The sequence below is a fragment of the Acidaminococcus massiliensis genome (assembly GCF_900095825.1).
GTDB classification, from domain to species: domain Bacteria; phylum Bacillota; class Negativicutes; order Acidaminococcales; family Acidaminococcaceae; genus Acidaminococcus; species Acidaminococcus massiliensis.
In genome coordinates this window covers 822317-848991 of sequence record NZ_LT608315.1, presented here as the reverse complement: position 1 = coordinate 848991, position 26675 = coordinate 822317, and the positions used below count along the sequence as shown (strand labels likewise).

The window sequence follows — 26675 nt, the reverse complement described above, 5'->3', positions numbered from 1 at the left end:
TTACAGAACCACCAGGTTGTCCCGGTGGATGACTTCATCATAATGTTTGTAGCCGATTTTTTCCTCGATCTGACCGGTTTTGCAGCCCTTGATCAGTTCCAGATCTTCTGCACTGTAGTTGGTCATGCCCCGGGCCAGCTCATGGCCTTCTTGGTCCAGCACACTGACCGTATCCCCGCTGTCGAAATTGCCTTCCACCCGGGTGATCCCTACGGGAAGGATGCTGCAGCTTCCCTTTTGGCGCAGGGCTTTGGCCAGTCCGTCATCCACGATGAGCTGACCGTTGATCTTAGAGCCGAAGGCCAGCCACTGGTTCCGGAATCGGAGATGGTTCTCCCGGGGGACGAACAGCGTCCCTACTGGTTCGCCCTTCATGATCCGCCGCAGGACCTCCAAGTTTTCCCCATTGGCGATGACCAGGGCGATGCCTGCGCTCATGGCATTCTTGGCTGCCTGGAGCTTGGTGAGCATACCGCCGGTGGCATTCTTGGAACCGACTCCGCCGGCGGTGGCCTCGATGGCCGGGGTCACTTCCTCTACTACAGAAACCAGTTTGGCCTCCGGATGGGTCTTGGGATTGGCCGTATACAGCCCGTCGATATCCGACAGCAGGATGTCCAGGTCCGCATCGGCCAGGCTGGCCACCAGAGCGGAGAGATTGTCATTGTCCCCGATCTTGAATTCGTCGATGGCCACCACATCATTTTCATTGATGATGGGGATCACCCCCCAGGAAATCATTTCCTGGAGAGCATTCCGGGCATTGGCGTAGCTGTGCCGGTTCACCATGTCCGCTTTGGTCAGGAGCACCTGGGCCACTACCTGCCCATATTCGCCAAAAAGCCGTTCATAGATATGCATCAGGATACCTTGGCCCACTGCAGCGCAGGCCTGTTTGCCCGGGATCGTAGATGGCTTGGCATCCAGTCCCAGACGGCCCACACCGGCAGCTCCGGCCCCAGAAGACACCAAGATCATTTCTTTTCCCTGGTTCTGGAGGTCCGTCATGATCCGGGCCAGCTTTTCGATTTTCTCATAGTTGATCTTCCCGTTGGAATAGGTGATGGTACTGGTCCCCACTTTCACGACCACCCGTTTGGCCTCTGCAATTTTAGCGCGCTCCATGCAATCAACCCCTCACAGCAAAATAGATGAACCGATGATTTTTCCGGATTTCTGCTCCCTGTCAGTTCATTGTTCCTGATAATCGAAGACCATATCGCCGATCTTGACGGATTGGCCTTCCTGGATGCCCTTTTCTTTCAGGGCTTTCTCGATGCCCAGCCGCCGCCAGATCAGCTGGAACCGGTAAACCGCTTCCTCATTGTCGAAATTGGTCATGGCCACCAGCCGTTCGATATTCTTTCCCTTCACTTCGAAATCCGCGTCTTCACTGTCCGTAAGGATGGTGAAGGAATCCGGGTCCGCTTCTTCCACCTTCCCGATGTCGATGACTTCCTCTTCCGCCGGTGCTTTCTGGAGCATCTCATAGGCTTTCCACATGATTTCCCGCAGCCCCTGGCCGGTGGCGGCGGAGGCTTTCATAATGGGATATCCCTGAGCCGTCACATAAGCTTCCAGCTTTTTGAAGTTCTCTTCTGCATCGGGCAGGTCCATCTTATTGGCCACCACCAGCATGGGCCGATTGGCCAACTTTTCACTGTAAAGCACCAATTCCTCGTTGATTTTTTTGAAATCCTCCACAGGATCCCGGCCTTCACAGCCGCTTACATCCACTACATGGAGGATGACCCGGGTCCGCTCGATGTGCCGGAGAAAATCATGCCCCAAGCCCACACCTTTGGAAGCCCCTTCGATCAGCCCCGGCAGATCCGCCAGTACGAAACTGTGCTCCGCATCCAGCCGGACCACTCCCAGCACAGGGGTCAAAGTCGTGAAGTGGTAGGCTGCCACTTCCGGACGGGCAGCGGAAACCCGGGCCACAATGCTGGATTTCCCCACACTGGGATAACCTACCATCCCCACATCCGCCAGCATCTTCAGTTCCAGCCGGAGCCAGCCTTTGGTCCCCGGTTCTCCTTTTTCTGCAAAAGTCACTCCCTGCTTGGTGCTGGTCACATAGCAGGCATTGCCTTTGCCGCCCCGGCCGCCCCGGGCCGCTACGAAGCGATCTCCTGGATGGGCCAGGTCTGCCAGAGCCACGCCGGTGGCATCATCATACACCACCGTTCCCAAAGGGACCTTTACTTCCACTTCGGGAGCCTTGGCTCCGGTACAGTTCTTAGCTGCTCCATTGCCGCCCCGCTGGGCTACGAACTTCCGCTTGTAACGGAAGTCCACCAGGGTGTTCAGGTCTTTGTCCGCTACCAGGACTACGGAACCGCCCCGCCCGCCATTTCCTCCATCCGGACCACCGCAGGCCACATATTTTTCTCTCCGGAAACTGGAGGCTCCGTCGCCGCCGGATCCGGCTTCCACATAAATCCTTGCTTTATCTGTAAACAGCATGTTACACCTTTGCCTTTCTTTCTGCAAAAACTGCAATTGATTAATATCTTATTTTAGCCCCTAACGGATGTATTTGTCCACTATTTCTAAAGTATAGGCAGAATCACGTTGGCCATGAAAGGCGTTTTATGCTTTTCTTCTATTATTATCGTAATTTACGTAGAATTTTTGTCGTTTTTTGTCGTATCTGCCCCTATAATCAGAAGGTTCACGGTAACGATCAGCCGGAATAAATCAGGCTGTGGAAAAATGAGTGATCATCTTTTCACAGCCTTCGTTGATTTGTCATTCCACTATTTTGACATTCCGCGATATCTGCCTGCTGTTGGCAGTTGTTCTATCTCGCAATTTTCATCTAATAAGCCTAGCCCATCCAGACATTTTTTAATAGCCCGCAACTCTTCCTCGTTATGGGTCTGAATATACAAAGAGTGCAGCCCCCCAGTTGCCACCGTTATAAAAGGAAAGCCTGCTTGTCTGACTCGTTGCAAATACTGTTGAGCATCTCTTCGACTATGGATATCCATTTTAATCCGTAGGTCTCCATAAATTGGGCTTTTTAAATTCATTCCAGAAATTGTGCCACCATTATCTACTACTGCGTACATTTCATCCAGAAGTTCTTTACTATCTAGTTTCTTCCCCTTACAAGCAATACAATGACCACAACCTTTTTGGCCCATAATAGCCGGAAGCAGATATCCTCTAGCTGATGAAATAATAGGGTGCCCACCGCTCCGGAGAATAGCTATATCCCCCACGATTACCTGCCGAGTTACGTTGAGCTGTTTTGACAGTTTTAATCCTGTAATAGGGTCAGTGGAGTTTTGCAAAATTTCTAAGACTTTTTCTCTTCTCTCGCGATTAATCATGTTTTGTCCTCCCTATAGTCATAATGAACAGGACGATTAATCTGTTCTTCTTTACGAGTGTTATTATATTCTTTTCAGCTGCATTTTTCTAGCATATTCTCAAAGATTACAAAAGAAGAGCCCCCTATTTACTCTGTCAAAAGAATAAATAAGGGGGCTCTTTAAATTTTAATGGGCCTTATTTTTGGATAGACGTGCCATACACATCACGATAATCGTTCTTTGCTTTGTTGTCTTTGTCGTTTATACGGACACGTTCAACTTTATGTCTATCATTATCTTTGCCAGAAATCCTGTCAACACGGAAGCGCTCAATATTTTGGACTTGTTCAAGCTCAGGCCCAAATTCATTGACTGCTTTTGCCATATCTGCATCACTAGGTGCGCCATTTTGCAAGGCTCTATAGATAATCGCAGCATATTCATAACGAGTCAGAGAACGATCCCCCTTGAATTCACCATCAGGATATCCAGTTACATAACCTCTGTCTGCCAGCGTTTTTACATAGTCATAAGCCCAATGGTCTTTGGGTACATCAGGGAACGAAACATTCTTAATATCACTTGTTCTTCCTTGTTTGAGCATAGTCTTTAGTTCATTGACTTCGTTGCGCAGTTCCTGGTTGTCTTGCCGCAAAGCCAGCACCTCTTTGGCAATGGCTACCCTGGACCGGCTTACATGGTTATGCTGGCCAAGTTTGAAGGTCACTCCAGCATTGATCATATTTTCGCCGCCCCCCAAAGCTGCCGCCAACACTCAGCATAGTATCTTCGGTCGGACGATAGAATGCCCCAACGGCAACTGCATGAGCACTCTTATAATTACCATAGCCAGCAGCAAAGTCCCATTTATCATCTGGATCAAAGTCCTGAGGATGCAGAGCTGCCAAAGCTGCTGCACCTGCGCCCACTCGGTTAATACGATTACCCAGTTTGTCAATAGAATTTCCCATACGAGAAATACTATCAGCATTTGTCTTAACCTGATTATCCAGAGCTGTTAAATTTTCGCCCGCAGATTTGTCTTTACTGATATACGTTCCGTTAGTCGTTGGGTGTGTTTCATTATAAACAGTTCCGCCTGTTACAATACTTGTATTACCACTCTCTACTTTGCCATCAGCTTTTACGTTAATTTTATAAGTAGAGCTCCCATCAGCATTTGGTGTTTCGTCAATTTTGACGTTTTCTCCTGCAGTAACAGTATTCCTTGTATCCGCGCTCCCAGCAATAGAGGACAGATCCACGGAACCCTTTACTTCGTTGCCTGCAGTATCCTTCACTGTCATGGAAAGAGTGTTCCCTGAAAGGCTCAGCCCGTCAGTACCGCTTACTAGCGTATCGTTGCCATCTGCTGCCCCTGCAACAGCTTTCTTTAGCTGAGCTACGTTAACAGCATCTGTATCACTGGTGCCGGCTGCTACGCCAGTAATTTGGCGCGTGATGCCGCTTGCAGTATTGCCTACAGAAACAGCAGCTGCCGTAGATTTCCAAGTAGAGGTGGTGTTCGTGGAACCCGACTTTGTAGAGGGATCATAGCCAGCTTTTTCCGCTTCCGTGTTTGCCACACTGTACGAACCCAAAGCCACACCTTCATCTACAGTTGCCTTGGCCATGTAACCTAATGCGGTAGATGTCGATCCCTCCGCAATACTAGCTACGCCCATAGCCATCGACCAACCGCCGGAAGCCTTCGCGCCGTAACCTATAGCCATATCCATATCCTTTTCAGTCTGAGCCTTTGATCCCATAGCGATTGTCCAATCTGCATTCGCCTCGGCTTTCGTACCGATAGCTACCGCTTCTTCGCCTTTTACCGTCAGATCATTACCAACTGCTACGCCTCGCTGCCCGCCTTGGTCGTCCATGCCTATAATAGTATTCCCGTGACCAATAGAAGTTCCCAAACTATCGGATACAGAACTTGTCCCCACTACTACACTCCCGCCGTTGGCGGTATTTGTCAGGCCTACCACTACATTCTGGTCACTTCCACTGCTGTTTTTTGTATATATCCATTTCGTCGGATCGGAAGGGTCTTTTTTTGCCGTATAGCCCACCAAGTTGCCCACTCCAAGAACGGTATTCGCTTCGCCGTAAACCATGGTCGCTTTGTGGTCATAGTTTTCATAATCTGTACCGAATACCGCATTGTGAGTCCCGGCTACCGTTAGTCCCTGCCCAACAACGATACTGTTATTCTTACCGTTTTTCTCTCCGGTCAGTGTGTTGTTATTGCCAAGTACCGTGCTGTTCACACCGTCGGAAGAAGAGGAAACCCCGATGACCATGCTGTCGTCCGCGGTGGCACCGTCATTGTCATAGTTCGATCCGGCACCGTGTTTGCTGCTCTTGGCAGAATAGTAATGAACAGTGCCATTTGCTACTTTCGTATCCAAAGCTTTCAGCTGCGCCACATTCACTGCATCAGTATCTTTCGTACCTGCAGCCACATTGGTAATCTGACGAGTCAATCCTGTGGATGCATCTCCTACAGAAACAGCTGCTGCCGTAGACTTCCACGTACCAGTTGTATCGCCGCTGTGATCTGCGCCCGTTATGTCATACCCGACCAGCCCTTTATCTACTGTAGAATTAGACTTATATCCAAGGGCCACACCATCCTCAACAGACACCTTGGAGTCATATCCGACAGAAGTTGTATTCGCTACAGAACGAGTATCTGCTGAAGAAAGACCACCAATAGCAACCGTGTTATCTGCTGTCACAGTATGATCGTTTCCCATGATGATGTTATTGGACGCATTAGTTACGGTGTTTTTAAATCCAGATACAGAATTCAGATTGGCGACTTTGGCAGAGGTACCCGTAATCGTATTATTAACACCGATAATAGATGTTTTCTGCGTATAGTCGGCTTTATTCCCGCCGCCGATAGCCATGGTGGAACCACCGCCATTATTATTTCTAATAACGCCCCTCAAGGTCTCTGCAAATGCTTTTGCAGAATTGCCGCTATCCGTTGGCGCATCATATAGGGAAACTACTGAATTTGTAATTTCATTTCCAGCGCCATAAATCAGTGATCCATTCGAATTGAAAGTGCGATTCGCTACCCCACTAACCGTGTTAGCTATTCCAGAATAATAATTCCCGCTCATTCCCTCGATGCTGTTCAGAGAACCATTAATCGTGGCCCCTAAATTCTTTACCGGGTTTGCCAAACGGCCTCCATTATAATCGCTGGAAATGATATTATATACACCAGTACTCGTTGTGAATGCCCCATTACTAAAGCTATTGGCACCAATGGTAGTAGCATAAACATTTAGTGCACTTGTCCTGGTAGAAGCACTGTCTACAGTAGTATCGCCTAAAGCTCCTTTGTAATTATGAGAACCAATCATCGTGCTGCCGGTGCGAGCAAAGGTGTTATCGCCAATGGCAACACTGCCCACCACTTTTGTCGGGTCAGCAGGTATTCTTGCTGACGAAAACCAGCTACCGCTAAAAGTAGTCTGTCCGAAAGCGAAGCTGGCTTCTCCGCCGCCAGCCATATTTTCAACCTTTGCATTTTTACCAATAGCAACACTGCCGCCCTGGCTGGCATAGTTATTAATATTGGCTCCATTGCCGACCACGATATCACCAGTCGCATTGCTTGCCCCATTAGAGTAAGAAATACCAGCACCTTTACCAATAGCCACATTTTCTGTTTTTGGCGCATTACTGCCAGTGCCAATAGCCACACCATTGCCAGCACCAGGAGTAGTATCCGCAGCCCAAGCCACACCACCGAAGCTACACAAAAGAGCCGTGCAAAGAGCTACAATCTCCTTGTTTTTGCCGCAAGTAACAATGCTGCGGGTATTCCGCATATTCCGCTTTGCCAGCTCTGAAACGACTACATAGCAGTTTCGTACCTTGCTCCAAACAACCTTATAAATCTTATTCATAGTTTTTAGCCTCCTTATTACAAAAACTGTTCAATGTTATTTTACACTTTTTCCACAGAATATGACAAGAATTATTCAAAAAAATTGGATAAAGAAAATACCCCATCAAGCATTTTGCGCCTGATGGGGTAGATGGTTACATTTTCTTGTAGTTTTTAGTTCTTTTCATTAAACATTATTACCAGTTTTCTGTGCTTCAGTAGCACCCGTTTTCACCAGCAGGTACTTAATCAGCCACAGGCCGCCAGATACCAAGGCAGGGAACAGAACGGAATCTCTAATAGCATTCCAGCCGCTTTCATTAGCAGCATCAGCCTTAGTTTTGGCTACAAACTTTTCCCCGACTTTTTCAGCCAAAGGGAAAGCAATAGTCAAACACCAGTCACCAAACTTTTGTTTCATATCCTCAGTCACATCATCCAGGTTCAACGCATCTTCAATCTGATCTCTAAATTCAGTCCATTTGCTCATAATCTTTTCCTCCTAATTTAAATCCAGATACCACTCATTCATATCAACATTTGTAGAACCGATACAGCCACTGTCGCTGTACTGCCACCCAGCCAACACATTATCCGGGTAGTCATCCTTAAACTCACATCGTTTGTTGTACTGTGCTACCCAATAGGGAACATAGTCACCCAGTGCCCTTACATCAATAACATCCTCTAATGTAGAGAGACTTGCATAGATGCCGCAAGGGATTCCTTTAGCAGTAATCGTATTTAAGAAAGCGCTGCATACTGCAGTCGGATCTTCACACTGCAAACATGTCTTTGCTTCGAAGTCAAACCACACTCCCATCGGAGGGATCTCTCTGCCAAGCAGATAAAGGACTTCATTTGCCTCAGCGGCAGCTTCTTCGGGAGTAGATGCATGGGAGAAACAATACACGCCCCATTTCAGACCATGCTTTTTGGCCGCAGATGCATGCCCCCACCAGGTATCTTCCGGTTCTTCGCCTTCAGAAATCTTGATGATCACACCCTTAATACCAGCGTCAACAACTGCATCATAGTCCAGTCCTTTCTGCCAGTAGCTTACATCAATTACTTTTGCCATCTTTATCACCTCCTTTCGGTGCTGTGCTCTTAACCGTTCCGCCAATATACCCCAGGAGCCCGGTCACGATGCTCATTGCCAGGTTATCCAGGCCATAAAAAATAGCCATTACCAGGCTCACCGAAAGAGCGATAATGACCAAGATATTTTCTAAGTCTATTTTTTCAAACTGGAACAATGGACTCACCTCCTACTGATGGTCCGGAGGCACATGCGGAAGCGCCATAAATCTCTTGTATGTTTCTGTAACAACCCCATTTCCTCCTAAATTATGGTAGGCAAGGTACATGCTGTTGAGAGATTCCGCCTTGCTGATGGGAGCATACCCATTTGCAAGGCCTTCTTCCATTCCATGTAACAGCCGGTCCCGTAGTAAGGCTTCCACACCACCTACTAAAGCAGCATGCTGCTGTTCCCTCATTTGATCCTCAATCTTATTCTTTGCACTCTGCTTTTTATATTCGTACAGCAAGATTCCAGATAACAGGGGGGAAAGCCCTGCCAAAATAAATTGGAAATCCATTCTACACCTCCTTTAGGCTGTTCGTTTCCAGTAGGTCACGACAACATAGGGCTGCCGGTTTTCATGATAACCATTTCCGCCTGTGCTGCTAGTGGTCATAGTATGCGTATGGGCCCCATTCCAATTCGTGGTAAAAGTATGAGTATGGTCCCCACTCCAACTAGTCGTGCTATTGCCGTAAGAATACTGATTACCTGCATGTCTTGACCAGCCATTCCCACCAGAATATCCAATCTGCGTCCCATACGCAGTATGGTTATGCCCGCCGGCAGAACCAGTAGTCCCAGTATGGCTATGTGCTCCAGCTGAACTTGTGGTGCCAGTATGGGTATGTCCAGGGCTTTCTGCTAAGGTGATTTTATGCTTTGCTTCACCACCAGTATCACCGTTAGTGTAAGTGTAATCAGTTCCATTTTCAGAATATGTCCCTGCCCCCACAAGAGTACGTCCTTGCGCGAATTGTACCCAGGTCATCCCTGACCACTTAGTATTAGGATCCGTTCCATCAGCAAAAGCCAGTACAGAGCCTACCGGATGTGCAATTTTTGCAATATCAGATTCTGTAAACGGTGTCTTCCATGTCCCATCGCCAGCCAGCAGTTTGTTCTGATCTCCAGCAGCAGGAGCGGGTACATATCCTCTTACCCCAGGCTTAGAGCTACTTGCTCCAATAAAATCTACTGCAGTATCCTTGTATGCTTTATAGGCCGCATCCAGTGCATCCGCGTTAGCGTTAAGCACTTCAATATCAGCCACATTGGAATATCCAGGTTTATAAAGTTTTAAGTTGTCCGTCTGAGCAATTCCAGTAAAATCAGCCATGAGATAAATCCTCCTTGTTCCTTACTCCATTCCACGTCATTTCATTGACTTGCTGCCATGTAAAGCCATCTTTATACCTTTGCCATGTGTAGTACAAAAAAGTATAGTAGATTGCCAAATGAGCCGGTTTGACAGTCCCCAATGCATTCTCCAGACCATCTAAATCATCAGGTACTCCTACTGGGGAATTGAAAGTAACATGGATTTTTCCTTTTTCAAAAGAGAGTGTTACGAGGCCATTTCCCCAGCTATCAGCAACAGACTGCAGCAGCGCCAAAGTTGCTTTTCCAGAGCCTACCCATTTTGCCCGCAATGCACTTCTTCGGTTGAGAATCGTGCTGCCTTTCGGATAAACAATATCTGCTTCTGCCTCAAACCGTCTCAGTTTGTTTTCTGTAGCCGTGTCAAAGTAATTGTTCCCATAAATTTCGTCAAGATACTCTGAGAGCTTATCCATATTAACGCCAGCCGCATTAAAGAGCTCGTTTATCCAGGGATCACGCCTATACAGCTTGTGCAATGCAGAAATGATATATTCTTTATTCTTCACTGAGAGTCACCTCTCCAAGAACTCCAACATACTTATCTGGTACTGTGATTTTGGTTGTGGCTCCATTGATAGTCAGTGCATCATAATCCTCAACCCCATCGGTATTCAAAATAATATCGCCAATCTTGCCAACGGAAATGGTTTTGGATTTAAAAGCAACAGATTTCAGATATGCCTTCAAGCCACTTTCAACCAGGCCTTTCACCACTTCAAGGGTTGTATTAGTTCTGATAGTCAAAGTCGCAGACACGGCAATGCTTAAAGCAGTAGCTGCTATCACTGTGCAATATGCGCCAACCGGAGCCTGCCCCGTCCCTTTACCAGAACTATCCGGGTCAATATAGGTTTGAACTTCTTTCACTAAATCAGCGCTTGGAACAAGGCCAGCAGAATCAATGATGACAACTTGCACCGTATTGTCTCCATTCCACAAAGGAAAGACCTGGGCTCCTCCTACGCCGGAAACTTCAAGAGCCCACTGCCGATAATGATATACATTCCCGGAAGTTGCTGGTTCTCTCAAAGCTGTATAGTACCGTTCTCTTAGAGAATCATCATCCTCTGCGTCATATCCGTCTTTAGATCCTTCTGCATTATAGACAGCACTGATACCAGCAATAGTAACTGGCATTTCCGTAATTGTGTTGCCCGCAACATTGCCATTAGCGCCCGGAGCAACCGCTGTTACATTGAAAGAATCTCCTTCTGCAACTTCAACAGTTGAATCAGCTGCAAACCTTACTCCACCAGAAGTAGAGAACAAATCTCCCTTTGTGATAGTTCCGCTGCCAGTTTTCACCGTAAGTACGGCAGTCGCATAAGTCGCTTTCTTCCTGGATACGCCTTTTCTCTGAGAGATAAATCTTTCCAAGTCTGTTCCTGTAAGATTATCTACATCTTGTTTCCTATCAACTTCTTCCGCATATTCCTGGATCTTCAATAAACAAAAAGCCAAGGCCCTCAGAATATCATAAGTAGGGAATCCTTCAGTTTTTTGGTAGTCATCAGAGATCTGTTTAAGCAGTTCCTGATGCATGGAATCAACATCACTCACTAATCTTTACCTCCTCTCCTGTATTGGTAACTACAGTAAAGCTAAAACCCTTGGCGCCATCGAAAGACCAGTTTTTCACTTCACTCACACAGGGGCACTTGTTCAGGATCCCTGAATTTACCCGCCTGATAATTTCACTAACTTGGTAAGAACGAGGAAGCCTATATCCAACCAAATCGGAAAAATTCACTCCAAAATCGCTGGAGTAGATTAGGTATTTGTTTACTGCTGTTCTCAAATACAATTCAATCCACTGTTTGATACTATCGATTTTGGTCGGAATCTTATTTTTCCCATCCACCAGGACAAAACGATCCGTTTTATAGTCAAAAGCCAGCGATTTGCCGAGTTTGGTCAAATCAATTATTGGCTTTGCCGCCCCATCTTCAGCAGCAGTTGAAAAATCCACATCTGCCGGGAACATCAGCTCACCCCCTTTAATATATCTACAATGAAGAAATGCTGCCCGGATTCGTCTGGGACAACCATTACGAAGTCCCCAACTTTCCAAACAGCATTTAAGTGAATATTGCCAGATCCAGAGCAGTCATAGTTCCCGTTGGCGATTTTTCCTTCATTGCACGGGAATTGGCCTGACCCTTTAGAAGTAAAATCGTTATAGCTGCTTTTGCGCTCCAGAAGTTGGTTACACACATAAATCTGGTTTGCCCGCAGCATATGCTGGCCACTCTGGATACTAATGCATACAGGGCTTAGCGATTCAACTTTTCCAATACAAGGCCCAATAGGCTTGGGGTTGTCTCTTTCTTTGAAATTCTTAGCAAAGCTGACGGCCCAGCTTTCCATGTTACACCTCCAATTCTAAGCGCATTGTGTGTTTCAATCCTGAATAGTTATGGGTAGAAGCTTTAACAAGGAACACTCCTTCTAAATTAATTTCAGGATAATTGAACTTGAGAAGCCGCCCCGCCCTAACCGTATCATCTCCCAATTCCGTAACAGAGAAGCTTTTCTTTATTTTTCCCTTATCGCTCAAAATCCCATCTGCAATGCTCTGGGCCTGGGATACCTTCTTATCATCCACCTTTTCTACCTTTTGGACCGTGCCATAAATCTGTTGGCTGTCCGTATCCTCAGCAGTCGCTTGGATCTGAGTATTCTTTTCCTTGCTGGAGATCACCACCACTTTATTGGTCATATCCTCCATGCTATAGGAACTGGAAAACTCACTAATGATATTTTTCACCAAGGTATCTGTTGGTTGAATATAAAGATCGCTGTATTTTAGGATCCAAAGCTTTCCTTCTCGCATCTCCATATAATAATGGACTTTTTGATCTGCTTCAGCCATCTTCAGCAAATCTTTAATCACATCAGAAATTTTGGATCCATTATAGATTTTGTTCACGATCGTCGGAATATCACAAATTGATCCAATCGCAATGCCATTTTCACTGCAAAGCTGTTCAATAGCCTGCGTCGTGGTAACATTGTTAAACTGAATGATGATTTCGGATTTGTTTAAGTAATAAGCATAGTCATTAGCAGTATAGGCGAAGTTTGCCAAACTGTTCCGGTCATATTTGGTAATAATTCCTTGAAACAAGTTTACCTTATCATGCGTAAAAGAAATCTTTGTCCCTACAGGAACCCATAGATCTTTGAAGTCAGCATCCAATGGGTTTGCAGTAAGGTCAAATTTGAGCTCAGCGCTCAGTTGGTCAATATGATCACTCAGTGAATAATTGCCTGTGTTGGCAGTAAGATCTTTTGTTGTCCCATCAGGCAGATACGCCGTTAACGTAATCATGAAGTAAGGCTTCCTTCCGTTGTAATCTTCCGGTACTCCTTTAACCCAATAGAGTAATGAAAATCATGGACATTGTCCGCATAATAAGTGAATTTATCAATTGTAGCCAGCATATTCAAATATTCCGATCCGTTGGCATAGGTAATAGCCACTCTGATCGGTTTATACGAAAGCTGTGCTTTTCTGATAAAATTAATAGCCGTTGTTGCATCAACAGTAGAATTTAAGCACCAGCTGTACTTACCTGCTGTGTTTGGTAATAACCCATCCCATGAAATCTGTCTCAGTCCCATTGTCCCGATAATATTGAGATCCCCTAAAACACTGGAAAATGTTTCATTGTTCTGAGGGTTTTCAATAGCAGGCAAGGAGCCTGGAACAACAGGAAGAAAAATAGAATCATAGTCATTGCTTAAGACAATGCTTGCTCTGTTATCTGGGATAAACAAAGGAAGAACCAAAACAATCGCTTTTAATAGGCTGACACTCATTTCCATCCCTCCTTACATGTTTTCTATAGCAGTCTGAACCTGGTTAAAGATCATGTTTCCGATTTCATTGCAGAACTCTTGATTGCCAAGGACATTTCCTTGAATAGTAAGATTGACTGTAACGGGGGAATGTCTACCTGCGGCTTTTACAGATACATCATGAGGAATGATCTGCGTTCCATTAGGAAGCTTCATGACTTCACCGCCATGCTCGTTTACCCTGGTGAAACCTCCACTGAAATAAGAAGTCCCTAATGCATGCCCTGCCAATCCATCATCTACAACAGATGGAAAATGGATAGAGCTAAAAGCATTACGGATTGAATCTACTTTGTCAACAATCCAGTCCAGGGCTCTATGAGCTGCGCCACTCACAGTATCCCAAATCCCCGTAGCAAAATCACTCAGTTTTTGCATAGCATCGTTCCAGCCATTGACGAACGTATCATGAAGCCACTGAATAAAATTATTGAATGCATTAATTCCCGAATCGACAAAATCTACTACTGCATCATACATTTTAGAACATGCCGATTTAACTGATTCCCAAACTTCTCCTACAATCTTCTTAATCTGATCCCAATGCTGGTAGAGTGCCACTAGAATCACAATAACGATTGCAATAGCAGCTGCGACTAAGAACAACGGGTTCATTTTAAGTACTAGATTGAAAAGCAATGTGGCATGCCGGCAGAGCCCAATAGCCGTAGTTAAGGCTTTAAGCCCACTAGCTACTGCAGTCATAATGTTAAAGGCCGTAAACCCAGCAACTACGCCCACGATTACTGGGGACAGCAGTTTAAGGGCTTTCCACAGGGACTTAGCAGTTTCCACAACCTTGTGAAGTCCTTGTCTACCCATTTCCAAATACTTAGGAAGATTTTGCGCAAACTCTTTAGCAAACTTTTGAATATCTGGAAGCACAGCTTGAAAGCCCTTCCCAATATCATCCAATATAGGCATTAATCCTGCCTGTAAAACTGGGATGATACTGCCAAAAGCCTGCCACAGTGCAGATTTGATAGGAATGATTTTCTTGCCGATTTCTTCCAGCATATCCCCATAGGCATTCATAGCCTGGGTCTGTTTACCAGTAGCAGTTGCAGCCATGGCCTTGTTGACTCCGCCCACATTGTTCTTCAGAACCTGGGCAATCATAGCGGCTCTTTCATTAGCGTCCCCATTCTTGATTGCTTCCTTTTCCGCATCACTCATCGTGATTCCAACGCGGGCCAGAGCCCCAGCATTTCCGGTATAGGCTTTACCGATCATATTTGCAATATTTACGGCATCTTCCTGCGTCGCATTGTAGCCCTTGGTTTTAGCCAAAAGGTCCAACATACTCCCAGAAACTTCTTTGATCTGGTCATCGTTCATCTGGAATGTTGCCAGCTGCGCCATACCGGCCAGGGTTACTTCATCCCCGATAATACCAGTATTCTGGAGTTCAGAAGCATAGGACTTCAAAGAATCGGTAGCATCCTTTACTGCATTCCCTCCGCGATCCTGGATGCTGGTCACATTTTTCAATACTGCTTCCAGCTGGGTTTCGGCAAGTTCCTGTTTGTCAGCTAGCTCCATGGTCTTGTCAGCAAATTCTTTAATGCCAACAAGAGAGAGGGCCGTAGTAATTCCAGTAAGGCCCAAAGCGAATTGAGCAGCAGATTTGACACCGGAAAGAAAGGCTTTATTGGCGCTGTTCCCAACACTCTTCAAGGCATTCTGTGCCTTCTTCATCTTTTTTGTGACTTCTGTCGTTTCTTTCCCTATGCCTTTCATAGGAGTCGTAACATAGTCCTGTAAACTCATAAGGACGTTAATGCTGGCCATGTGCTTCTTCCACCTCCTCCTGTGTCAAATCCATGCTCGCAATCATAAACATTATTTCTATCCAGCTCAGATTCTCCAGCTCTTTCAAACTATAACCTTTTTCAAGGTAATAATGCATCATATAGAGCTGTGCATCTGAGCGAATCAGTTTTTTACAGACTGTACAATCTCATCCAGGCCATACAAGCCAAGAATTTTCATGCCCAGTGCTTGAATTTCATAAATGTTGTCATCCAGTACTGCGCTTACAACATCGTAAGGTTCATGACAGTCATAGGCTTCCTGCAACTTCTTGTCATGGAGTAACGGGCAGCAAGTATAAATCAGTTCTTTATACACATCAACTGCTCCCTCAATGGTATCAGCCTGCTTGGCCATATCCATAATTTTAGAAACAGCATTCAAGGGCTGTTTCACAATTGTAAGAGACAGCCCCAATTTTTTTACGTCTACATTCACCGTCCGCATCCGGTCCTTTTTAGCCTGTTCAGCTCTTGTCAACAGATCTTCCAACGTTGCTTTTCTCATTTATTTTTCCTCCCGTTCATACAATCATGTCCAGATACTGATACCCGCCGGCCTTAAAGGGTACTTCCTGTTCCCCAACTTTGCCGTTCTCGAATTTAATCAGCTGCAGGCTGTCAAAGGTCACGTGATAGATTTCAATTCTGGTGCTGCCGTTGGAATCAGGATCTGCTTGAGAAGACACCAGTTTAATATTAGGCATCGTCCCGCTCTTGATGCCATCATTGACCAAGGCGGCAACAGAGTCGTCAATCTGATGCAGTGTCATGGTCCCTGCCAGAGAATACCCGACATAACGGTTCTGCTCACACAGTTCGCCGTTGATTTCTACCGCTTCGTATTTCAACGTTGCCTTTAGCTCAAAGCTTTTAACATTGGCCATTTTACTGCCATTCACCCACAGCCGGCCAAAACTGCCACGAATAATCTTATTTACAATCTTTGCCATTTATTCCACCTCCTATTCCAAGGTAATAGCGAACTTAAGATCTTCAACTGCATCCAAGGCCTTAATATCTCCCGCTAAGAAGACATAAGATTTAAAAGTCATCTTTTTGACAGTATCTTCATCCCAGTCAGCAGCTGCCGTTTTCCCAATTCCTAACCATGCATTTCTCTGCGATTCAACATCAATCTGAGCCAAGTTGTTGAATTCGGGATCCAGAACTTCTTCAGTTCCCAGATTACGGAAATAAGTATTAATGGCAGAAATAAACAGATACTGGTTGTCCAGGTAGTTCTTGTACTTGCCCACATAATTTGCCTTGAATACCTTGTAGATATCTTCAATAATCAAGTTCAGAGCTTCCATGATAATGATTTTCCGCATATCTTCAGTATCCGTACTAGTAAAGGTGGTCAAAGTATTAACGCCACGGCCTACCAGCACACCATCTTCGTCATTCAACAGCAGCAGCCATCCTTTATCAACCCAAGAATCAGCATCCTTTTCAATGGTGATATAGCTATCATCCACTTTATCCAGGTCTTCCAGTTCATAATAGGTGATAGATCTGTTCAGCGGGAGATTAGCCAAGATAGAGGTCATCCGAGGCAAATAGTTAACCATCGGGGTGTTTTCTCCTGCGCCAACTTCATGCACCCAGTCACCTTTAAGATTGATTACATATTTGCTGTCAGCCGTGGTAACATTCGCCACAACGGCAACATACTTTTTCCCTTTAGACTGATTGTTTTTGCTGATAATATAGGAAACTAATGCGGCCTGAGCTTCACTGTTAACAACGCAGACGTAGTTATAGCTCAGTTTTTCCAGAATAGCCTGGACAGTAGCAAACTCTGCAGCAGTCGGAACGTGAACTACAATTACTTTATTCACGGATACAAGCCAGCATTTCTGGATAGCATTATAATTTGCCTCGGTAAAACCAGTCTTAGGAACATCCGCAGCATATTTATAGGTTGCGTATCCAGGATCTGTTACAGTATCATCATATACGACAATGCAGGCAATTCCTCTTTCAGATCGGGTAATTGCCGTAACTGCCTTTTGGATAAAATCAATTTCAAACGTCGGCAGTCCAATACTCATAAGTTATTCCTCCTCGCGTAAATTTACATCAAGATCTTCCATCATCGGAATATCATCATCTTCATTGCGCTGTTGGATCAGCACACTCGTCATTCCACAGGTAAGTGCTTTATCTGCTTTCTCTATATTCACATTAACTTCATCAAAAGTCACATGCGCCAATACATTGCCGCTGTCATCCTTGATCTCAAGAGGCAAATTCAGGATTTCAAGCAGCTTGTCCTTAATTTTGAGCAAGTCAAGGAACCCCCGGTAATTATCTGTAGCAAAGAAATAAAGTACCAATTGGCTCGTTTCTCTTACATACTCAGGAGTTACATTGTCACCAGTGACAGTTTCAACGTCGATAAAAGAACTAGGACGTGGAAAATTCTCTTCCACGTCCCTGTCGTTTACCGGATAATCCGGAAAATTTTCTTCAATTGTTTCAGTCAAGACTTTGATGATATTAATAACTGAAAGCATTAGTAAAACCCCTTCTTTAGCAGATCATCCACGAACTCTTCGGCCATTTTTTGAAAATCCGGGGCAAAATGGCTGGCAGCAATACCCATAGGATGCCGGCCAGCAACTTTTTCCTTGATAGTTTTCCCCCTTTTTTCTGCTCGTTCAATATTTATCTTTTTAGCCATAGTTTCATGACCATGTTCGAGCAACCATGCATGGGGTGCAGAATTTTTCACCCGGCACTGGTATTGATTTTCCTGCCACTTATACGCCCTGCCACGTATTAAGCCCCGCCGCAGATTCCCTGTTTTCTTCCCAGTCTTTGCCTTATACTCGGCCATAGCCTGACGTCTAAAGACAGCAGCTGCCTTTCTGACAAAGCTGAAAGATTCTTTAGGGAAATCCTCTATTACTTCTTTTAGGACCTTGTTGTTAAACCCGGTTAGTTCATGAATATCAAAAATAACCGTCATATTCTCACCTCGCAAAAGATTTCCAGTCTTTCATGATTCAAATATGGATCCATAATATAAAGGATATCATAACGCACGCCTTCAGCCATGATCCACATATCCGGAGTCAAATCATCCCGGTATCTCATGATTACCTTATGGGTAGTTCTGGAAAGATCTGTATCAGCGGTTCGCCCAGTCAGCAGGGATCCCGTTTGAGGAATAATCCCTGCATAAACTGTATCAAGCAACTGATCTTCAACCGGTTTTTGGCCCAACTCGTTTCTCGCTGTGCTTGCTACCGTATGCCAGATTTCTACTTTCTTATTAAGCTGGGTTGCCAATCGGTTATTAATTCTTCTCATAACCATAGGAAATTACCTCTTATAAAAAATTCTGGCAATAAGATCCAAGGATTTGAGCAACGGTTGGATTAATTTGTAATCCGGTAACAGTAGCCTGGCGAACTTCATACATATCGGAACAAAGGGCAAGAATAGCAAGTGGCATATCAGGTTTATCATCCAGATCCGTTTCAGAAAGTCCAGTATAATTCACTGAAAACTGAATGGCTCCAGCAAGAATCGCTTTAAGCAGAATATCATCTGCCGTCCCTGCCACTCTTAAATACTGTTTTAATATATCAAGAGTGATTTCGCTAACCTTCATATCATCCTTCCTTTACATTTTCCGCAAGTTTAGGTGAAGCTTTTCCCTTCACCTCCTTTATGAACCCGGCTTCGGTCAGATCCTTGATCGCCCCAGGTTCGTCGATTTCAATTTTTTCACCACATGTTGCGGAAATTACTCCGCCAAAGCTTTTTAAAACTTTAAAGGTGCTCATGATTATGCAGCCTTCATCTTTACAGCGACCAGTTTCTGAGTTTCAACAATCTTGGAGTCTGCTTCAAACCAGGCCACAAAACCGGTAGCATGTTCATCAGCATATTTTTCCTGCAGCACCTGGGTTTCAATGCCAGGACGCAGGTTTACATAGAGGCCGCTGAAATCGCCATAAGCAATTACCGCTTTACCAGCTGCAATACCGTCTACCGTGTCAGATTCATATACAGGAACCCCCAGCAGGACATATCCAAATCCTCTAGTCAAATCAGGCTGCAGTATATAGCGGCCTTCCCCGTCTTTCAGCTGCCGAATGGCCAGCATAGTAGAAGTATTCATGATCCAGGCAGTATTTTTCCGCAGAGCCTGGGGCAGTTTTACCTGGACTGCAATCAGATCATCCGCAGAAATCGCGGTGGCTGCCTGAGTCGTATAAACATTGGTGTTTGCCGCACTCAGTACGCCGGTCATAGCATTATTGCCGGTGCCGACCAGCAGTTCATGTTCCAGAAATTCAGCAATTCGCAGTGCCATTTCATTAATCACATAGGCAGCTACGTCGAATTCAGTGTTGTTGATCAAAGAGCGGGAAATCTTGATCAGAGAACCAGCCAGGAAACCGCCCAGAGTAATCCCTTTGAACTTACCAGCAGATGCATCCAGTGCCTTAAATTCAGTAGCATAAGCAACCGTAATTTTCTGGGTGGATTCATCGTAAATCGGGAAAGTCAGATTGCCTTTGACATTATATTTCGTGGCCATGGAAAAGATCGGAGATACATTTTTAACCGTATCAATGATCTTGTTAGCAATGCTGGTAGGGATCAGAGTGCCGTTATCACCAGTAGTAAAGTTAACATCGGCCCGTTCTTCCACATAATGAGTGCTATTAGTACGGATAAAGTTAGAAAAGGCTCTCATTTCCAGGGCTTCCTGGTCAACTTCTTTCTTTTCCTGTTTCGGAGCCCCATTTTCAAGAGCTCTTGCTTCATTGTACCGGTTGATCATGGCATCAATATCAGCAATTTCCTTCTTCATTTCATCAAATTTTTTCGTTTCATCTTCATTGAAGGACCGCTTTTCAGTATCAGCCGTGTCAAACAGCTTAGACATATCAGCAACAATCGCATTTCTTTTTTCAATCAAAGCTTTAATATTCATCGTTTTCCTCCTAAATTTACAAATTCGAACTCACGTTTAAGTTGATTCATATCAACTTTTTCACTTTGGGGTTCAGTTTTCTCTTGGTTTTCTGCTCTTTTCTCAATGTCTAATTCAATTTCTTCCTGGACATTACGGAATTCCAGCAAATCTTCTTTCCCATCTCTGGTTTCAATAGAAGTAGCCGGATAAGCAGGGGTTACATCCAAAATACTGACTTCAACCAAGTCAATATCTTCCAAGTTACGCTTTCTGATACCATTTTCCTGGGGCACCCAGCTGTCTTTCAGGCTCCTAAAGCCAAAGCTCCACCCGGAAAGTTTGTCTTCCCTGGCTTTTTGGACGACTTTAGGATCACTTACTACAGCCTTCGCATAGAGGCCAATATTGTCTTCTCTAAGCTCCAGGGCCCCATCTTTAGTACTTCCAAGAGGCAATCTGTGATCAAATCGCAGTTCAACCGGGTGCCTTTCTAAAGATTTCTTGAAAACCCCTGCTTTTACCGTCTCAATGAAGGGACCGGAAATATCCCTCATCGTTCTACTTTCTCTTTCAACCACATTCACATATCCGGAAATAAGGGCTGTGTCATTCGCTCGGATCTCGATTTTCATTGTTTTCATCTCCTCCTTTCCCTCCAGAATGGCCATCACCAGTCAAGCTGGCAGTAGCATTGGTATTTGGGGTATAGGTTTCATGAGTTTTAGGATAGTATAGAACATCGGCCAATCCTAATTTCACAAAATCTAATCCTAAAGGCGGAAGGTTCTCCATCTTACGAACTTCATCCACCTGCAACCAACCATTTTTAAGAGCTAATTCATAGCCTTGATACCGCTCAAGTAGAGTAGATCTGAGCACATTGGAAGTATCAAATTTAAAGAAATAGCTTCCTTTTTCTATTTCAAGAAGCAGAGCCTTGTTAAAAGCGCTTTCTAATGTCCTTAGTATTGGCAAAACCCCTGTTTTAATGGCATTGTTGTAAGTTTCATTGGTTGGGTTGCTAAACAGCTCGCTGCTCAGGCCCATCATGCCATATACAAGATCAGCATTGGTTTTCTTGTTTTCATTTAGCTGATTCTCGGTTGCGGTACTATTAATGGGTTCAAAGGAAATCCCTTCATTCAGGATAACCATGTCATTACTGGATCCATTAGAAGTAAGTTTTTTCCATGCAGCCTTCACTGCTTCTAGTGCATCCTTTGCCAGCTTGACTTTAGAAGATAAAAATCCTCTTTTAGTCCCCGTGCTGATGCTGTTGTTCTCATATTCCAAAGCATTGTACATTGCTTGGAAAAGAATAGGGTTCCTCTTTAGGATCCCTCTCCCAGTCACGCCGTCGACACTGTCAAGAGTAACTCTCATGACCTTATAGGGATCTATTGCCCTGGCGTCAATGGTAATCCAGGCATCCTTCTTTACATGATCAACTCCAACAACGATATTCACATATTGAGGATCTACATAATAAAGAGCCTGTACCGTATTGCCGGCTCGTTCCACTACAGCATATCCATTTCCAAAAAGGATCACATCAGTGACCAACGCCTTTAAAAACTGAGTCGCATCCATTTGATTTTCAGGTTCATCATTGAGGATCTTCAGTCTTTCGTCCGTTGCCACCTCTTCAACAGTATCCTTATCAACCCGGTGATAGAGCCGGATAGGAATGGTAGTAATCGTAGAGGCAATAAAGTTAATGCCAGCTGCTACTGCCGGGATATTTAGGGCTTTTCGTTTAGTTATGTATCCCGGAGTGGTATTTCCGGATCGAAGCAGCAAATCCAAGGTTTCTGCGCTCTGGTCTCTTTTTTCAATTTTCTTTTTCAACCACCTAAACACTTTATCACCTCCTTAATATTGAGCTACCCAATCCAATGTCCCTTTCAGCAACACATTCTGCTGAAGTAGGTACATCGCATTAATAAGAGCAACGACTTCATCCACTTTACCGTTAGATTTTTTCTTGTTTACGTATCTGTTGAGATTAGTATCATAGGTACAGCGTGCATTATCAAAGTTCAGCTCGACAAGTTTGTCAGGTTCATATAACACCTTTCCATCTTCTACCAGCTCGCTCAGCCATTTAGTTGGCGGATGCAGAACACTGGAATGCTGCTTGATTTCGACAGTCACAAGGCCTTCGCTCTCCCATTTCTGGGCAGAAGAAATTGCATTGTACCGATCATAGCCCAAACTGTTGATTTTAACCCCCATTTTTTCTTCCAGGGTAAGGACATAATCTTCAATCACCGAATAATCAATAGTACGATCACCACAAGCGATACACCAGCCAGCTTTGCAATAGTCGTAGTAGTTGATTTTCTCCAGGCGGTTCTTCTCTTCGATTCGTCCTTCAGGGATAAAGGCCATGGTTTTAAAAAGTACTTTTCCCAGGTCTTCATCGTAGGAACACATTGCCACAGAGCAGTTATCATTGCTCATAGACAGGTCAACGCCCAGGAACACCTCTCTGCCGGTCCAGTCAATCGGCTCAGATGCCCGGCAAGCCTGTAGATCTGCAACGGAAATATAGGATTCTGTCCCCATTCCCTGATAAATAATATTGCAGTGTTTGGTAATGAAGTTTTCCCTTTTGCTTTGTACTTCAATGGCCTGCTGTCTCTTTTTCTTCAAGTCATCCATGATTTCAGGTACTTCAAGAGCCAAAGGGTTGGATTGCTCCAGGATTCCATCGTCTGAAGCCCAATCTTTCTTGTTGTCAGGCTCATACAAGAGGGAGAACTCCGAATCATCTTCTACCGTGCCGTCTAGGACTCTTTTGGCATAATCGCATTCATCTTCAAAAGGGTTCTGTATCGTTGGGTACTTCGTAGAAATGATGAACCCAAGCTTGTTTAGAATGGTCAGCTGCCCGGAAGCCATAGCCTCAATTGCATAGGGGTTCGGCAGTGCGCCGGCTTCATCCACCAGAAACACATTGGGCAATTTCCCATCCAGCCGGCTAGTAGAATAATTGAGCGGGAAATAGTCGTTCTCTGTCAGGTTGCAGGTAATCTGGTCCCGCAACATCTTGAACTTGTCTTTCCCGTTGTATTTCCCGGCCAGGGCTGGGGAAGAGATGATGATGTCGTGGATTGCACTTTTGACTTCTCGGCTCAAAGATCCATCCGGAGCCACAGAATAAAACTTGCTCAGTTTGGGTTCCAAGAAGAACAGCAGCAAGAAAATCACGCCGATCAGAAAGGTCTTCCCGTTTTTCCTGCAAATCTCGAATACTGCTCTTTCGTATCTCCTTTTTTCTGGCTTGTCTCTATAGACGGTGCACAAGACCGCTACGATCAGCAGCCACTGGAAGCCGGCCAAGCTGTCCTTGATAGTTCGTCCTGCTTGAAGCCCTTTGGGCATCACCATTAAGCTCAGAAGCTTCTCAATGGTTTCCAGCCGTTCTTTGTTCAGGCAATATTTCTTTAATTTATCGTCCGCGATCATCAAAAATTCTTTGCATTGCAGCTTGACGTACTTCGGAGCATTAATATTGCCCTTCACTACGTCTTGCGCATATTGATATGCAGGGTTCTTCATCACGTCTTGCCTCCCAGGATCTTAAGCAGCGGATCCTTTTCCTGTTTATGGGCAGACACGGCCAAGGTTCCCATCTTTGCCCTGGCTGCAGGAGATAAGCACAGTTCATGGCAGATTTTCAGGTATTGCTCAAAATAGTTTTTCCTGGCAGCGCAAATATCCCGATCCGTCAATTTGGTGGGATCGTTTCGTATCTCCACGTTGATGGTATGCAGGCCAGCAATGATGAAGCAGGCTTCTTTCATAGTCTCAATATCCAGCTGGCCAAGGAACCTATTCTCTTGCAGATTCCTGTAAAGCCACCGATAAATCCTCTTTTCCGCTGTGCTCATGTCCTTAGGCGGTGTAGCTGGCAGCTCCAGGCCTTTCCCTGCATCTTCAATGCTAGTTCGTATTGCTTTTTCTTCTTTTGTCATAGCGTGTCTTGTCGCTTTTACCGAGCACGCAGGTCTTCCTGGCATTGCCGGGACCTCCTTTTTGAAAATAATCCGTTTTTTGAGGGGAGCAGTCCGGTCTGGATACCCCCACCCCCTATTTTCCCTTAAATCCCCGGGGGTGTCTTTGCTAACCGGTATAGATAACTTATATACTTTTTTCCCCCTTCTACTAGCTGATGGTGCATTGGACAAAGTGTTATCAGATTGTCGTCTTCCAGTATCAAGTCCTCGTTCTTCCTTATAGGTATGATGTGATGTACTTGTAAATCCTTTCCATTGATATACCCTTCGTCTAAACACATCCTGCATAAGTGTCTGTCTCTCTCTAAGATCTGCTCTCGCTTATGCTGCCATCTTGCCGTTGATCTAAACTTCTGTACCCTGTTCTTGCTTTTAGCCCTGTCCCTATAGTTTTTAGTAACGGGTATAGGGCACTGCCCATAGGGGTGTATTCGCCCACACCTTGCACAACTTATTAGATGCATCTTTCTCCCTCCAAATAAATAAGCACCTACCCTTATTCAAGGATAGATGCTGCTCTTTCTTTTTGTTTAGTTTTTATATATACTGTCATCCAAAGGAGGTGATAAATAAATGATTACTCAAACCCCTAAACATGTTAATAACAGATTCGAAAAAAGAGATGGCTTCCAAAAGCCATGTAGCCCTACACTAAAGAATCCGCCAGCTCCCCCAAAGCCTCAAAAAGATTTCTCTAAGAAGTGATCTTATTCGGATCAAACTTTGCGTCAAAGAAGCCCTCTGGATATGTATACTCAATCACTCTAATATTATGTGTGAAATCTAGGAATACACATTTATGCTGGAACCATGACGCATATCGTTTATCATCTAGCCACTCTGCATAAACAGGGTGGCTGTTTACTTTCATTTCTTCCACCTCATCTGTCCCAAACGACGCTCCTAAAAAATCCCCTGCTGCTACCCGTTCACCGTCTTTAATCACCTCAATTAAATGATGTTCACCATCCATCATATTGGTGTTCAGTAAACTGTCTTCTTGAAAGTATTCGTACCCGGTAAATCTTATAGAGAGCCATCGGCACATTTTAATAAACTGGTGTTTTAAAAATAGCTGCCAAATGATTCCTACTAAAACACCAACAATAGGAATACTCAATATGAGTATTCCCAATTGCATCATTACGGAAACCTGTATGTATTCCATAAGAAGAAAAAGGCTTCCAATAAGCGCCAACGTAAAAAAGCTATATACAAAATAATTGATTCCCTGCTCCAAGGCAGATGATTTTTTCTTTATGTTGCCCACCATTCTAGCTGTTTCTTTTGCGATAAAGCCAGGTGTGAGCATAAGAATTACCAAAATATAATGCTCCAAGACTTCTTTACTCCTTCAGTTCCTCTAGGATCCGTTTTTCAAACTTCCTTTTGCAGTTATAAGAACAAAAGGTATATCTGTGGCCTTTATAGTGAATTTGCCATGCCCACGGGCCTCCGCAGGATAAATAAAAACTTTTACCACACTCTTTGCAAGTTTTAAATTTGCCACGATCTTCATATCTCCCCATAATTTTTAGTCCCTTCACATAACAAGCCAATGAAAATATATTCTTTGTATTGTATCACATTTCGCTTGTTATGGACTTCCTTAATTATAAAAAAGACGCCCTGTTCATTCAGAGCGCCTTCACAAAAGGAGACTGTTGTGGTTTGCTCTCCACTTACCACGATATTATTATACTACAATTCTATTTTAAAAAACGGGTGAATTCCGGGTTAAAAACGGGTGAAAAAGGTGTGAAAACCGGGTATCACTTTTCTTTCCCCGAAAATAGATTGATTTGAGATGGCCCCACGCTAGGTCCAAAGATCATACAGGTCATTTGGGAGATCGCTCTATGGTATCTCTTACGGCATATGCTCTCATCACAATGCACATCTGCGGCAATCGCATCCCACTTCTTTTGGTAAATGCCCCGCTGCCTTACAATCTTTTCATCAGTCCCGCTTAAAGCAGCCAAGGAACGATTGATGTTATCGATCCTGGTAGAAAGCTTCTTATGTTTGACTTTCATTAAATTCAGCTGGTGTTGCTTTGCTTCCTTCCGATCTAAAGCAGCTTCCTCTGGGCTTGGCTTATTCCATCCGCCTCCACCAGGTTCAAAGCTATAGTGGGTAGTCTTGGGAGCAGCTTCCAATGCAATCTCGGCCTGTAGATCCTGCATAACTGCTTCCTGGTTCTGAACATAGATGGACCAGTTGATATAATTGCTCAGCCATCCCAATAAAACTTTTTCACAAGAATCGTAGTGCATTGGCATTCACCTCCCTTTCATGCGCTAGTTTAGTCGTCTCCCACATGGATGCGT

33 protein-coding genes are annotated in these 26675 nt (G+C 44.7%); all 33 read right to left on the bottom strand.

All coding sequences use genetic code 11. The annotated features are described in order from the left end of the window. The 33 genes from proB to BQ2657_RS04115 all read right to left on the bottom strand — a co-directional run bounded on the left by proB (window position 1) and on the right by BQ2657_RS04115 (window position 26621). A complete protein-coding gene (gene proB, locus BQ2657_RS04275) occupies window positions 1-1125 on the bottom strand; it encodes a glutamate 5-kinase (protein WP_075579521.1) in 1125 nt (374 codons plus the stop codon). A 66-nt stretch (window positions 1126-1191) separates the two neighbouring features. After that, window positions 1192-2469, bottom strand: coding sequence for a GTPase ObgE (gene obgE, locus BQ2657_RS04270; RefSeq protein WP_075579520.1), 1278 nt, complete (start codon window positions 2467-2469; stop codon window positions 1192-1194). A 293-nt stretch (window positions 2470-2762) separates the two neighbouring features. Continuing rightward, window positions 2763-3341, bottom strand: a complete 579-nt coding sequence (locus BQ2657_RS04265) for a transcription repressor NadR (RefSeq protein ID WP_075579519.1) — start codon at window positions 3339-3341, stop codon at window positions 2763-2765. 178 nt (window positions 3342-3519) lie between these two features. Next, window positions 3520-4065 (bottom strand): S-layer homology domain-containing protein, encoded by a 546-nt coding sequence (locus BQ2657_RS04260; RefSeq protein WP_075579518.1) that lies wholly within the window; start codon window positions 4063-4065, stop codon window positions 3520-3522. After that, window positions 4025-7258, bottom strand: a complete 3234-nt coding sequence (locus BQ2657_RS13830) for an ESPR-type extended signal peptide-containing protein (protein WP_075579517.1) — start codon at window positions 7256-7258, stop codon at window positions 4025-4027. The genes BQ2657_RS04260 and BQ2657_RS13830 overlap by 41 nt, the downstream gene beginning before the upstream one ends. Before the next feature lie 168 nt (window positions 7259-7426). Beyond that, window positions 7427-7729 carry a hypothetical protein gene (locus BQ2657_RS04250; protein ID WP_075579516.1) on the bottom strand — a complete coding sequence of 101 codons (303 nt, stop codon included), beginning with the start codon at window positions 7727-7729 and terminating at the stop codon, window positions 7427-7429. A gap of 12 nt (window positions 7730-7741) precedes the next feature. After that, window positions 7742-8320, bottom strand: coding sequence for a GH25 family lysozyme (locus tag BQ2657_RS04245; protein ID WP_075579515.1), 579 nt, complete (start codon window positions 8318-8320; stop codon window positions 7742-7744). Next, on the bottom strand, window positions 8304-8498 hold the full coding sequence (locus tag BQ2657_RS04240) for a hypothetical protein (protein ID WP_075579514.1): 195 nt from the start codon (window positions 8496-8498) through the stop codon (window positions 8304-8306). The genes BQ2657_RS04245 and BQ2657_RS04240 overlap by 17 nt, the downstream gene beginning before the upstream one ends. 12 nt (window positions 8499-8510) lie before the next feature. Continuing rightward, window positions 8511-8843, bottom strand: coding sequence for a hypothetical protein (locus BQ2657_RS04235; RefSeq protein ID WP_075579513.1), 333 nt, complete (start codon window positions 8841-8843; stop codon window positions 8511-8513). A 12-nt stretch (window positions 8844-8855) separates the two neighbouring features. Then, window positions 8856-9665: a phage baseplate protein gene (locus tag BQ2657_RS04230; protein WP_075579512.1), complete on the bottom strand. Its 810-nt coding sequence runs from the start codon at window positions 9663-9665 to the stop codon at window positions 8856-8858. Then, the gene (locus tag BQ2657_RS04225) at window positions 9658-10215 is read right to left on the bottom strand and encodes a putative phage tail protein (RefSeq protein ID WP_075579511.1); all 558 of its coding nucleotides are present in this window, start codon (window positions 10213-10215) and stop codon (window positions 9658-9660) included. Before BQ2657_RS04225 ends, BQ2657_RS04230 begins: the two co-directional genes overlap by 8 nt. Continuing rightward, the gene (locus tag BQ2657_RS04220; RefSeq protein ID WP_083236169.1) at window positions 10205-11269 is read right to left on the bottom strand and encodes a baseplate J/gp47 family protein; all 1065 of its coding nucleotides are present in this window, start codon (window positions 11267-11269) and stop codon (window positions 10205-10207) included. The genes BQ2657_RS04225 and BQ2657_RS04220 overlap by 11 nt, the downstream gene beginning before the upstream one ends. Continuing rightward, window positions 11262-11693 carry a DUF2634 domain-containing protein gene (locus tag BQ2657_RS04215; RefSeq protein WP_075579510.1) on the bottom strand — a complete coding sequence of 144 codons (432 nt, stop codon included), beginning with the start codon at window positions 11691-11693 and terminating at the stop codon, window positions 11262-11264. The genes BQ2657_RS04220 and BQ2657_RS04215 overlap by 8 nt, the downstream gene beginning before the upstream one ends. After that, complete coding sequence (locus BQ2657_RS04210; RefSeq protein ID WP_075579509.1) at window positions 11693-12076, bottom strand: DUF2577 family protein; 384 nt, start codon at window positions 12074-12076, stop codon at window positions 11693-11695. Before BQ2657_RS04210 ends, BQ2657_RS04215 begins: the two co-directional genes overlap by 1 nt. A 1-nt stretch (window position 12077) precedes the next feature. Further along, window positions 12078-13040, bottom strand: coding sequence for an XkdQ/YqbQ family protein (locus BQ2657_RS04205; RefSeq protein WP_075579508.1), 963 nt, complete (start codon window positions 13038-13040; stop codon window positions 12078-12080). Beyond that, window positions 13037-13531 carry a hypothetical protein gene (locus BQ2657_RS04200; protein WP_075579507.1) on the bottom strand — a complete coding sequence of 165 codons (495 nt, stop codon included), beginning with the start codon at window positions 13529-13531 and terminating at the stop codon, window positions 13037-13039. Before BQ2657_RS04200 ends, BQ2657_RS04205 begins: the two co-directional genes overlap by 4 nt. Window positions 13532-13543: 12 nt before the next feature. Further along, the gene (locus tag BQ2657_RS04195) at window positions 13544-15361 is read right to left on the bottom strand and encodes a phage tail tape measure protein (RefSeq protein WP_075579506.1); all 1818 of its coding nucleotides are present in this window, start codon (window positions 15359-15361) and stop codon (window positions 13544-13546) included. Between the two features lie 144 nt (window positions 15362-15505). Next, a complete protein-coding gene (locus BQ2657_RS04190) occupies window positions 15506-15889 on the bottom strand; it encodes a hypothetical protein (protein WP_075579505.1) in 384 nt (127 codons plus the stop codon). 16 nt (window positions 15890-15905) lie between these two features. Continuing rightward, window positions 15906-16334, bottom strand: coding sequence for a phage tail tube protein (locus BQ2657_RS04185; protein WP_075579504.1), 429 nt, complete (start codon window positions 16332-16334; stop codon window positions 15906-15908). Between the two features lie 12 nt (window positions 16335-16346). Next, on the bottom strand, window positions 16347-17438 hold the full coding sequence (locus tag BQ2657_RS04180; RefSeq protein ID WP_083236168.1) for a phage tail sheath C-terminal domain-containing protein: 1092 nt from the start codon (window positions 17436-17438) through the stop codon (window positions 16347-16349). Between the two features lie 3 nt (window positions 17439-17441). Continuing rightward, complete coding sequence (locus BQ2657_RS04175; protein ID WP_075579503.1) at window positions 17442-17903, bottom strand: phage tail terminator family protein; 462 nt, start codon at window positions 17901-17903, stop codon at window positions 17442-17444. Next, on the bottom strand, window positions 17903-18358 hold the full coding sequence (locus BQ2657_RS04170; RefSeq protein WP_075579502.1) for an HK97 gp10 family phage protein: 456 nt from the start codon (window positions 18356-18358) through the stop codon (window positions 17903-17905). Before BQ2657_RS04170 ends, BQ2657_RS04175 begins: the two co-directional genes overlap by 1 nt. Next, on the bottom strand, window positions 18355-18708 hold the full coding sequence (locus tag BQ2657_RS04165; RefSeq protein ID WP_198524513.1) for a phage head closure protein: 354 nt from the start codon (window positions 18706-18708) through the stop codon (window positions 18355-18357). Before BQ2657_RS04165 ends, BQ2657_RS04170 begins: the two co-directional genes overlap by 4 nt. 13 nt (window positions 18709-18721) lie before the next feature. After that, on the bottom strand, window positions 18722-19006 hold the full coding sequence (locus BQ2657_RS04160; protein WP_075579501.1) for a head-tail connector protein: 285 nt from the start codon (window positions 19004-19006) through the stop codon (window positions 18722-18724). 1 nt (window position 19007) lies between these two features. After that, window positions 19008-19181: a hypothetical protein gene (locus BQ2657_RS12975; protein WP_154667105.1), complete on the bottom strand. Its 174-nt coding sequence runs from the start codon at window positions 19179-19181 to the stop codon at window positions 19008-19010. Window positions 19182-19183: 2 nt separating this feature from the next. Further along, on the bottom strand, window positions 19184-20341 hold the full coding sequence (locus tag BQ2657_RS04155) for a phage major capsid protein (protein WP_075579500.1): 1158 nt from the start codon (window positions 20339-20341) through the stop codon (window positions 19184-19186). Next, window positions 20338-20955 (bottom strand): HK97 family phage prohead protease, encoded by a 618-nt coding sequence (locus BQ2657_RS04150; protein ID WP_075579499.1) that lies wholly within the window; start codon window positions 20953-20955, stop codon window positions 20338-20340. The genes BQ2657_RS04155 and BQ2657_RS04150 overlap by 4 nt, the downstream gene beginning before the upstream one ends. Next, entirely contained in the window at window positions 20930-22183 is a 1254-nt protein-coding gene (locus BQ2657_RS04145) for a phage portal protein (RefSeq protein ID WP_075579498.1), read from the bottom strand. The genes BQ2657_RS04150 and BQ2657_RS04145 overlap by 26 nt, the downstream gene beginning before the upstream one ends. 12 nt (window positions 22184-22195) lie before the next feature. Beyond that, window positions 22196-23887, bottom strand: coding sequence for a terminase large subunit (locus BQ2657_RS04140; protein WP_075579497.1), 1692 nt, complete (start codon window positions 23885-23887; stop codon window positions 22196-22198). After that, window positions 23887-24516, bottom strand: a complete 630-nt coding sequence (locus BQ2657_RS04135) for a P27 family phage terminase small subunit (RefSeq protein WP_232709001.1) — start codon at window positions 24514-24516, stop codon at window positions 23887-23889. Before BQ2657_RS04135 ends, BQ2657_RS04140 begins: the two co-directional genes overlap by 1 nt. Beyond that, the gene (locus BQ2657_RS13570) at window positions 24429-24626 is read right to left on the bottom strand and encodes an HNH endonuclease (RefSeq protein WP_390621273.1); all 198 of its coding nucleotides are present in this window, start codon (window positions 24624-24626) and stop codon (window positions 24429-24431) included. Before BQ2657_RS13570 ends, BQ2657_RS04135 begins: the two co-directional genes overlap by 88 nt. Window positions 24627-25039: 413 nt before the next feature. After that, window positions 25040-25684, bottom strand: a complete 645-nt coding sequence (locus BQ2657_RS04125; RefSeq protein ID WP_075579494.1) for a hypothetical protein — start codon at window positions 25682-25684, stop codon at window positions 25040-25042. Between the two features lie 433 nt (window positions 25685-26117). Further along, complete coding sequence (locus BQ2657_RS04115; protein WP_075579492.1) at window positions 26118-26621, bottom strand: hypothetical protein; 504 nt, start codon at window positions 26619-26621, stop codon at window positions 26118-26120. Between the last annotated feature and the right edge of the window lie 54 nt (window positions 26622-26675).

Excerpts from the sequence above, each read along its gene's own strand:
- BQ2657_RS04180 (WP_083236168.1), bottom strand. The coding sequence starts at position 17,438 with ATGAGTATTGGACTGCCGACGTTTGAAATTGATTTTATCCAAAAGGCA.
- BQ2657_RS04115 (WP_075579492.1), bottom strand. The coding sequence starts at position 26,621 with ATGCACTACGATTCTTGTGAAAAAGTTTTATTGGGATGGCTGAGCAAT.
- BQ2657_RS04215 (WP_075579510.1), bottom strand. The coding sequence starts at position 11,693 with ATGTTCCCGGCAGATGTGGATTTTTCAACTGCTGCTGAAGATGGGGCG.
- proB (WP_075579521.1), bottom strand. The coding sequence starts at position 1,125 with ATGGAGCGCGCTAAAATTGCAGAGGCCAAACGGGTGGTCGTGAAAGTG.
- BQ2657_RS04235 (WP_075579513.1), bottom strand. The coding sequence starts at position 8,843 with ATGGATTTCCAATTTATTTTGGCAGGGCTTTCCCCCCTGTTATCTGGA.
- BQ2657_RS04260 (WP_075579518.1), bottom strand. The coding sequence starts at position 4,065 with ATGATCAATGCTGGAGTGACCTTCAAACTTGGCCAGCATAACCATGTA.
- BQ2657_RS04160 (WP_075579501.1), bottom strand. The coding sequence starts at position 19,006 with ATGAAGGTTAGCGAAATCACTCTTGATATATTAAAACAGTATTTAAGA.
- BQ2657_RS04250 (WP_075579516.1), bottom strand. The coding sequence starts at position 7,729 with ATGAGCAAATGGACTGAATTTAGAGATCAGATTGAAGATGCGTTGAAC.
- BQ2657_RS13830 (WP_075579517.1), bottom strand. The coding sequence starts at position 7,258 with ATGAATAAGATTTATAAGGTTGTTTGGAGCAAGGTACGAAACTGCTAT.
- obgE (WP_075579520.1), bottom strand. The coding sequence starts at position 2,469 with ATGCTGTTTACAGATAAAGCAAGGATTTATGTGGAAGCCGGATCCGGC.
- BQ2657_RS04230 (WP_075579512.1), bottom strand. The coding sequence starts at position 9,665 with ATGGCTGATTTTACTGGAATTGCTCAGACGGACAACTTAAAACTTTAT.
- BQ2657_RS04165 (WP_198524513.1), bottom strand. The coding sequence starts at position 18,708 with ATGGTTATGAGAAGAATTAATAACCGATTGGCAACCCAGCTTAATAAG.
- BQ2657_RS04210 (WP_075579509.1), bottom strand. The coding sequence starts at position 12,076 with ATGGAAAGCTGGGCCGTCAGCTTTGCTAAGAATTTCAAAGAAAGAGAC.
- BQ2657_RS04155 (WP_075579500.1), bottom strand. The coding sequence starts at position 20,341 with ATGAATATTAAAGCTTTGATTGAAAAAAGAAATGCGATTGTTGCTGAT.
- BQ2657_RS04185 (WP_075579504.1), bottom strand. The coding sequence starts at position 16,334 with ATGGCAAAGATTGTAAATAAGATTATTCGTGGCAGTTTTGGCCGGCTG.
- BQ2657_RS04140 (WP_075579497.1), bottom strand. The coding sequence starts at position 23,887 with ATGAAGAACCCTGCATATCAATATGCGCAAGACGTAGTGAAGGGCAAT.
- BQ2657_RS04150 (WP_075579499.1), bottom strand. The coding sequence starts at position 20,955 with ATGAAAATCGAGATCCGAGCGAATGACACAGCCCTTATTTCCGGATAT.
- BQ2657_RS04200 (WP_075579507.1), bottom strand. The coding sequence starts at position 13,531 with ATGAGTGTCAGCCTATTAAAAGCGATTGTTTTGGTTCTTCCTTTGTTT.
- BQ2657_RS04175 (WP_075579503.1), bottom strand. The coding sequence starts at position 17,903 with ATGCTTTCAGTTATTAATATCATCAAAGTCTTGACTGAAACAATTGAA.
- BQ2657_RS04265 (WP_075579519.1), bottom strand. The coding sequence starts at position 3,341 with ATGATTAATCGCGAGAGAAGAGAAAAAGTCTTAGAAATTTTGCAAAAC.
- BQ2657_RS04170 (WP_075579502.1), bottom strand. The coding sequence starts at position 18,358 with ATGACGGTTATTTTTGATATTCATGAACTAACCGGGTTTAACAACAAG.
- BQ2657_RS04205 (WP_075579508.1), bottom strand. The coding sequence starts at position 13,040 with ATGATTACGTTAACGGCGTATCTGCCTGATGGGACAACAAAAGATCTT.
- BQ2657_RS13570 (WP_390621273.1), bottom strand. The coding sequence starts at position 24,626 with ATGTGTTTAGACGAAGGGTATATCAATGGAAAGGATTTACAAGTACAT.
- BQ2657_RS04195 (WP_075579506.1), bottom strand. The coding sequence starts at position 15,361 with ATGGCCAGCATTAACGTCCTTATGAGTTTACAGGACTATGTTACGACT.
- BQ2657_RS04190 (WP_075579505.1), bottom strand. The coding sequence starts at position 15,889 with ATGAGAAAAGCAACGTTGGAAGATCTGTTGACAAGAGCTGAACAGGCT.
- BQ2657_RS12975 (WP_154667105.1), bottom strand. The coding sequence starts at position 19,181 with ATGAGCACCTTTAAAGTTTTAAAAAGCTTTGGCGGAGTAATTTCCGCA.
- BQ2657_RS04245 (WP_075579515.1), bottom strand. The coding sequence starts at position 8,320 with ATGGCAAAAGTAATTGATGTAAGCTACTGGCAGAAAGGACTGGACTAT.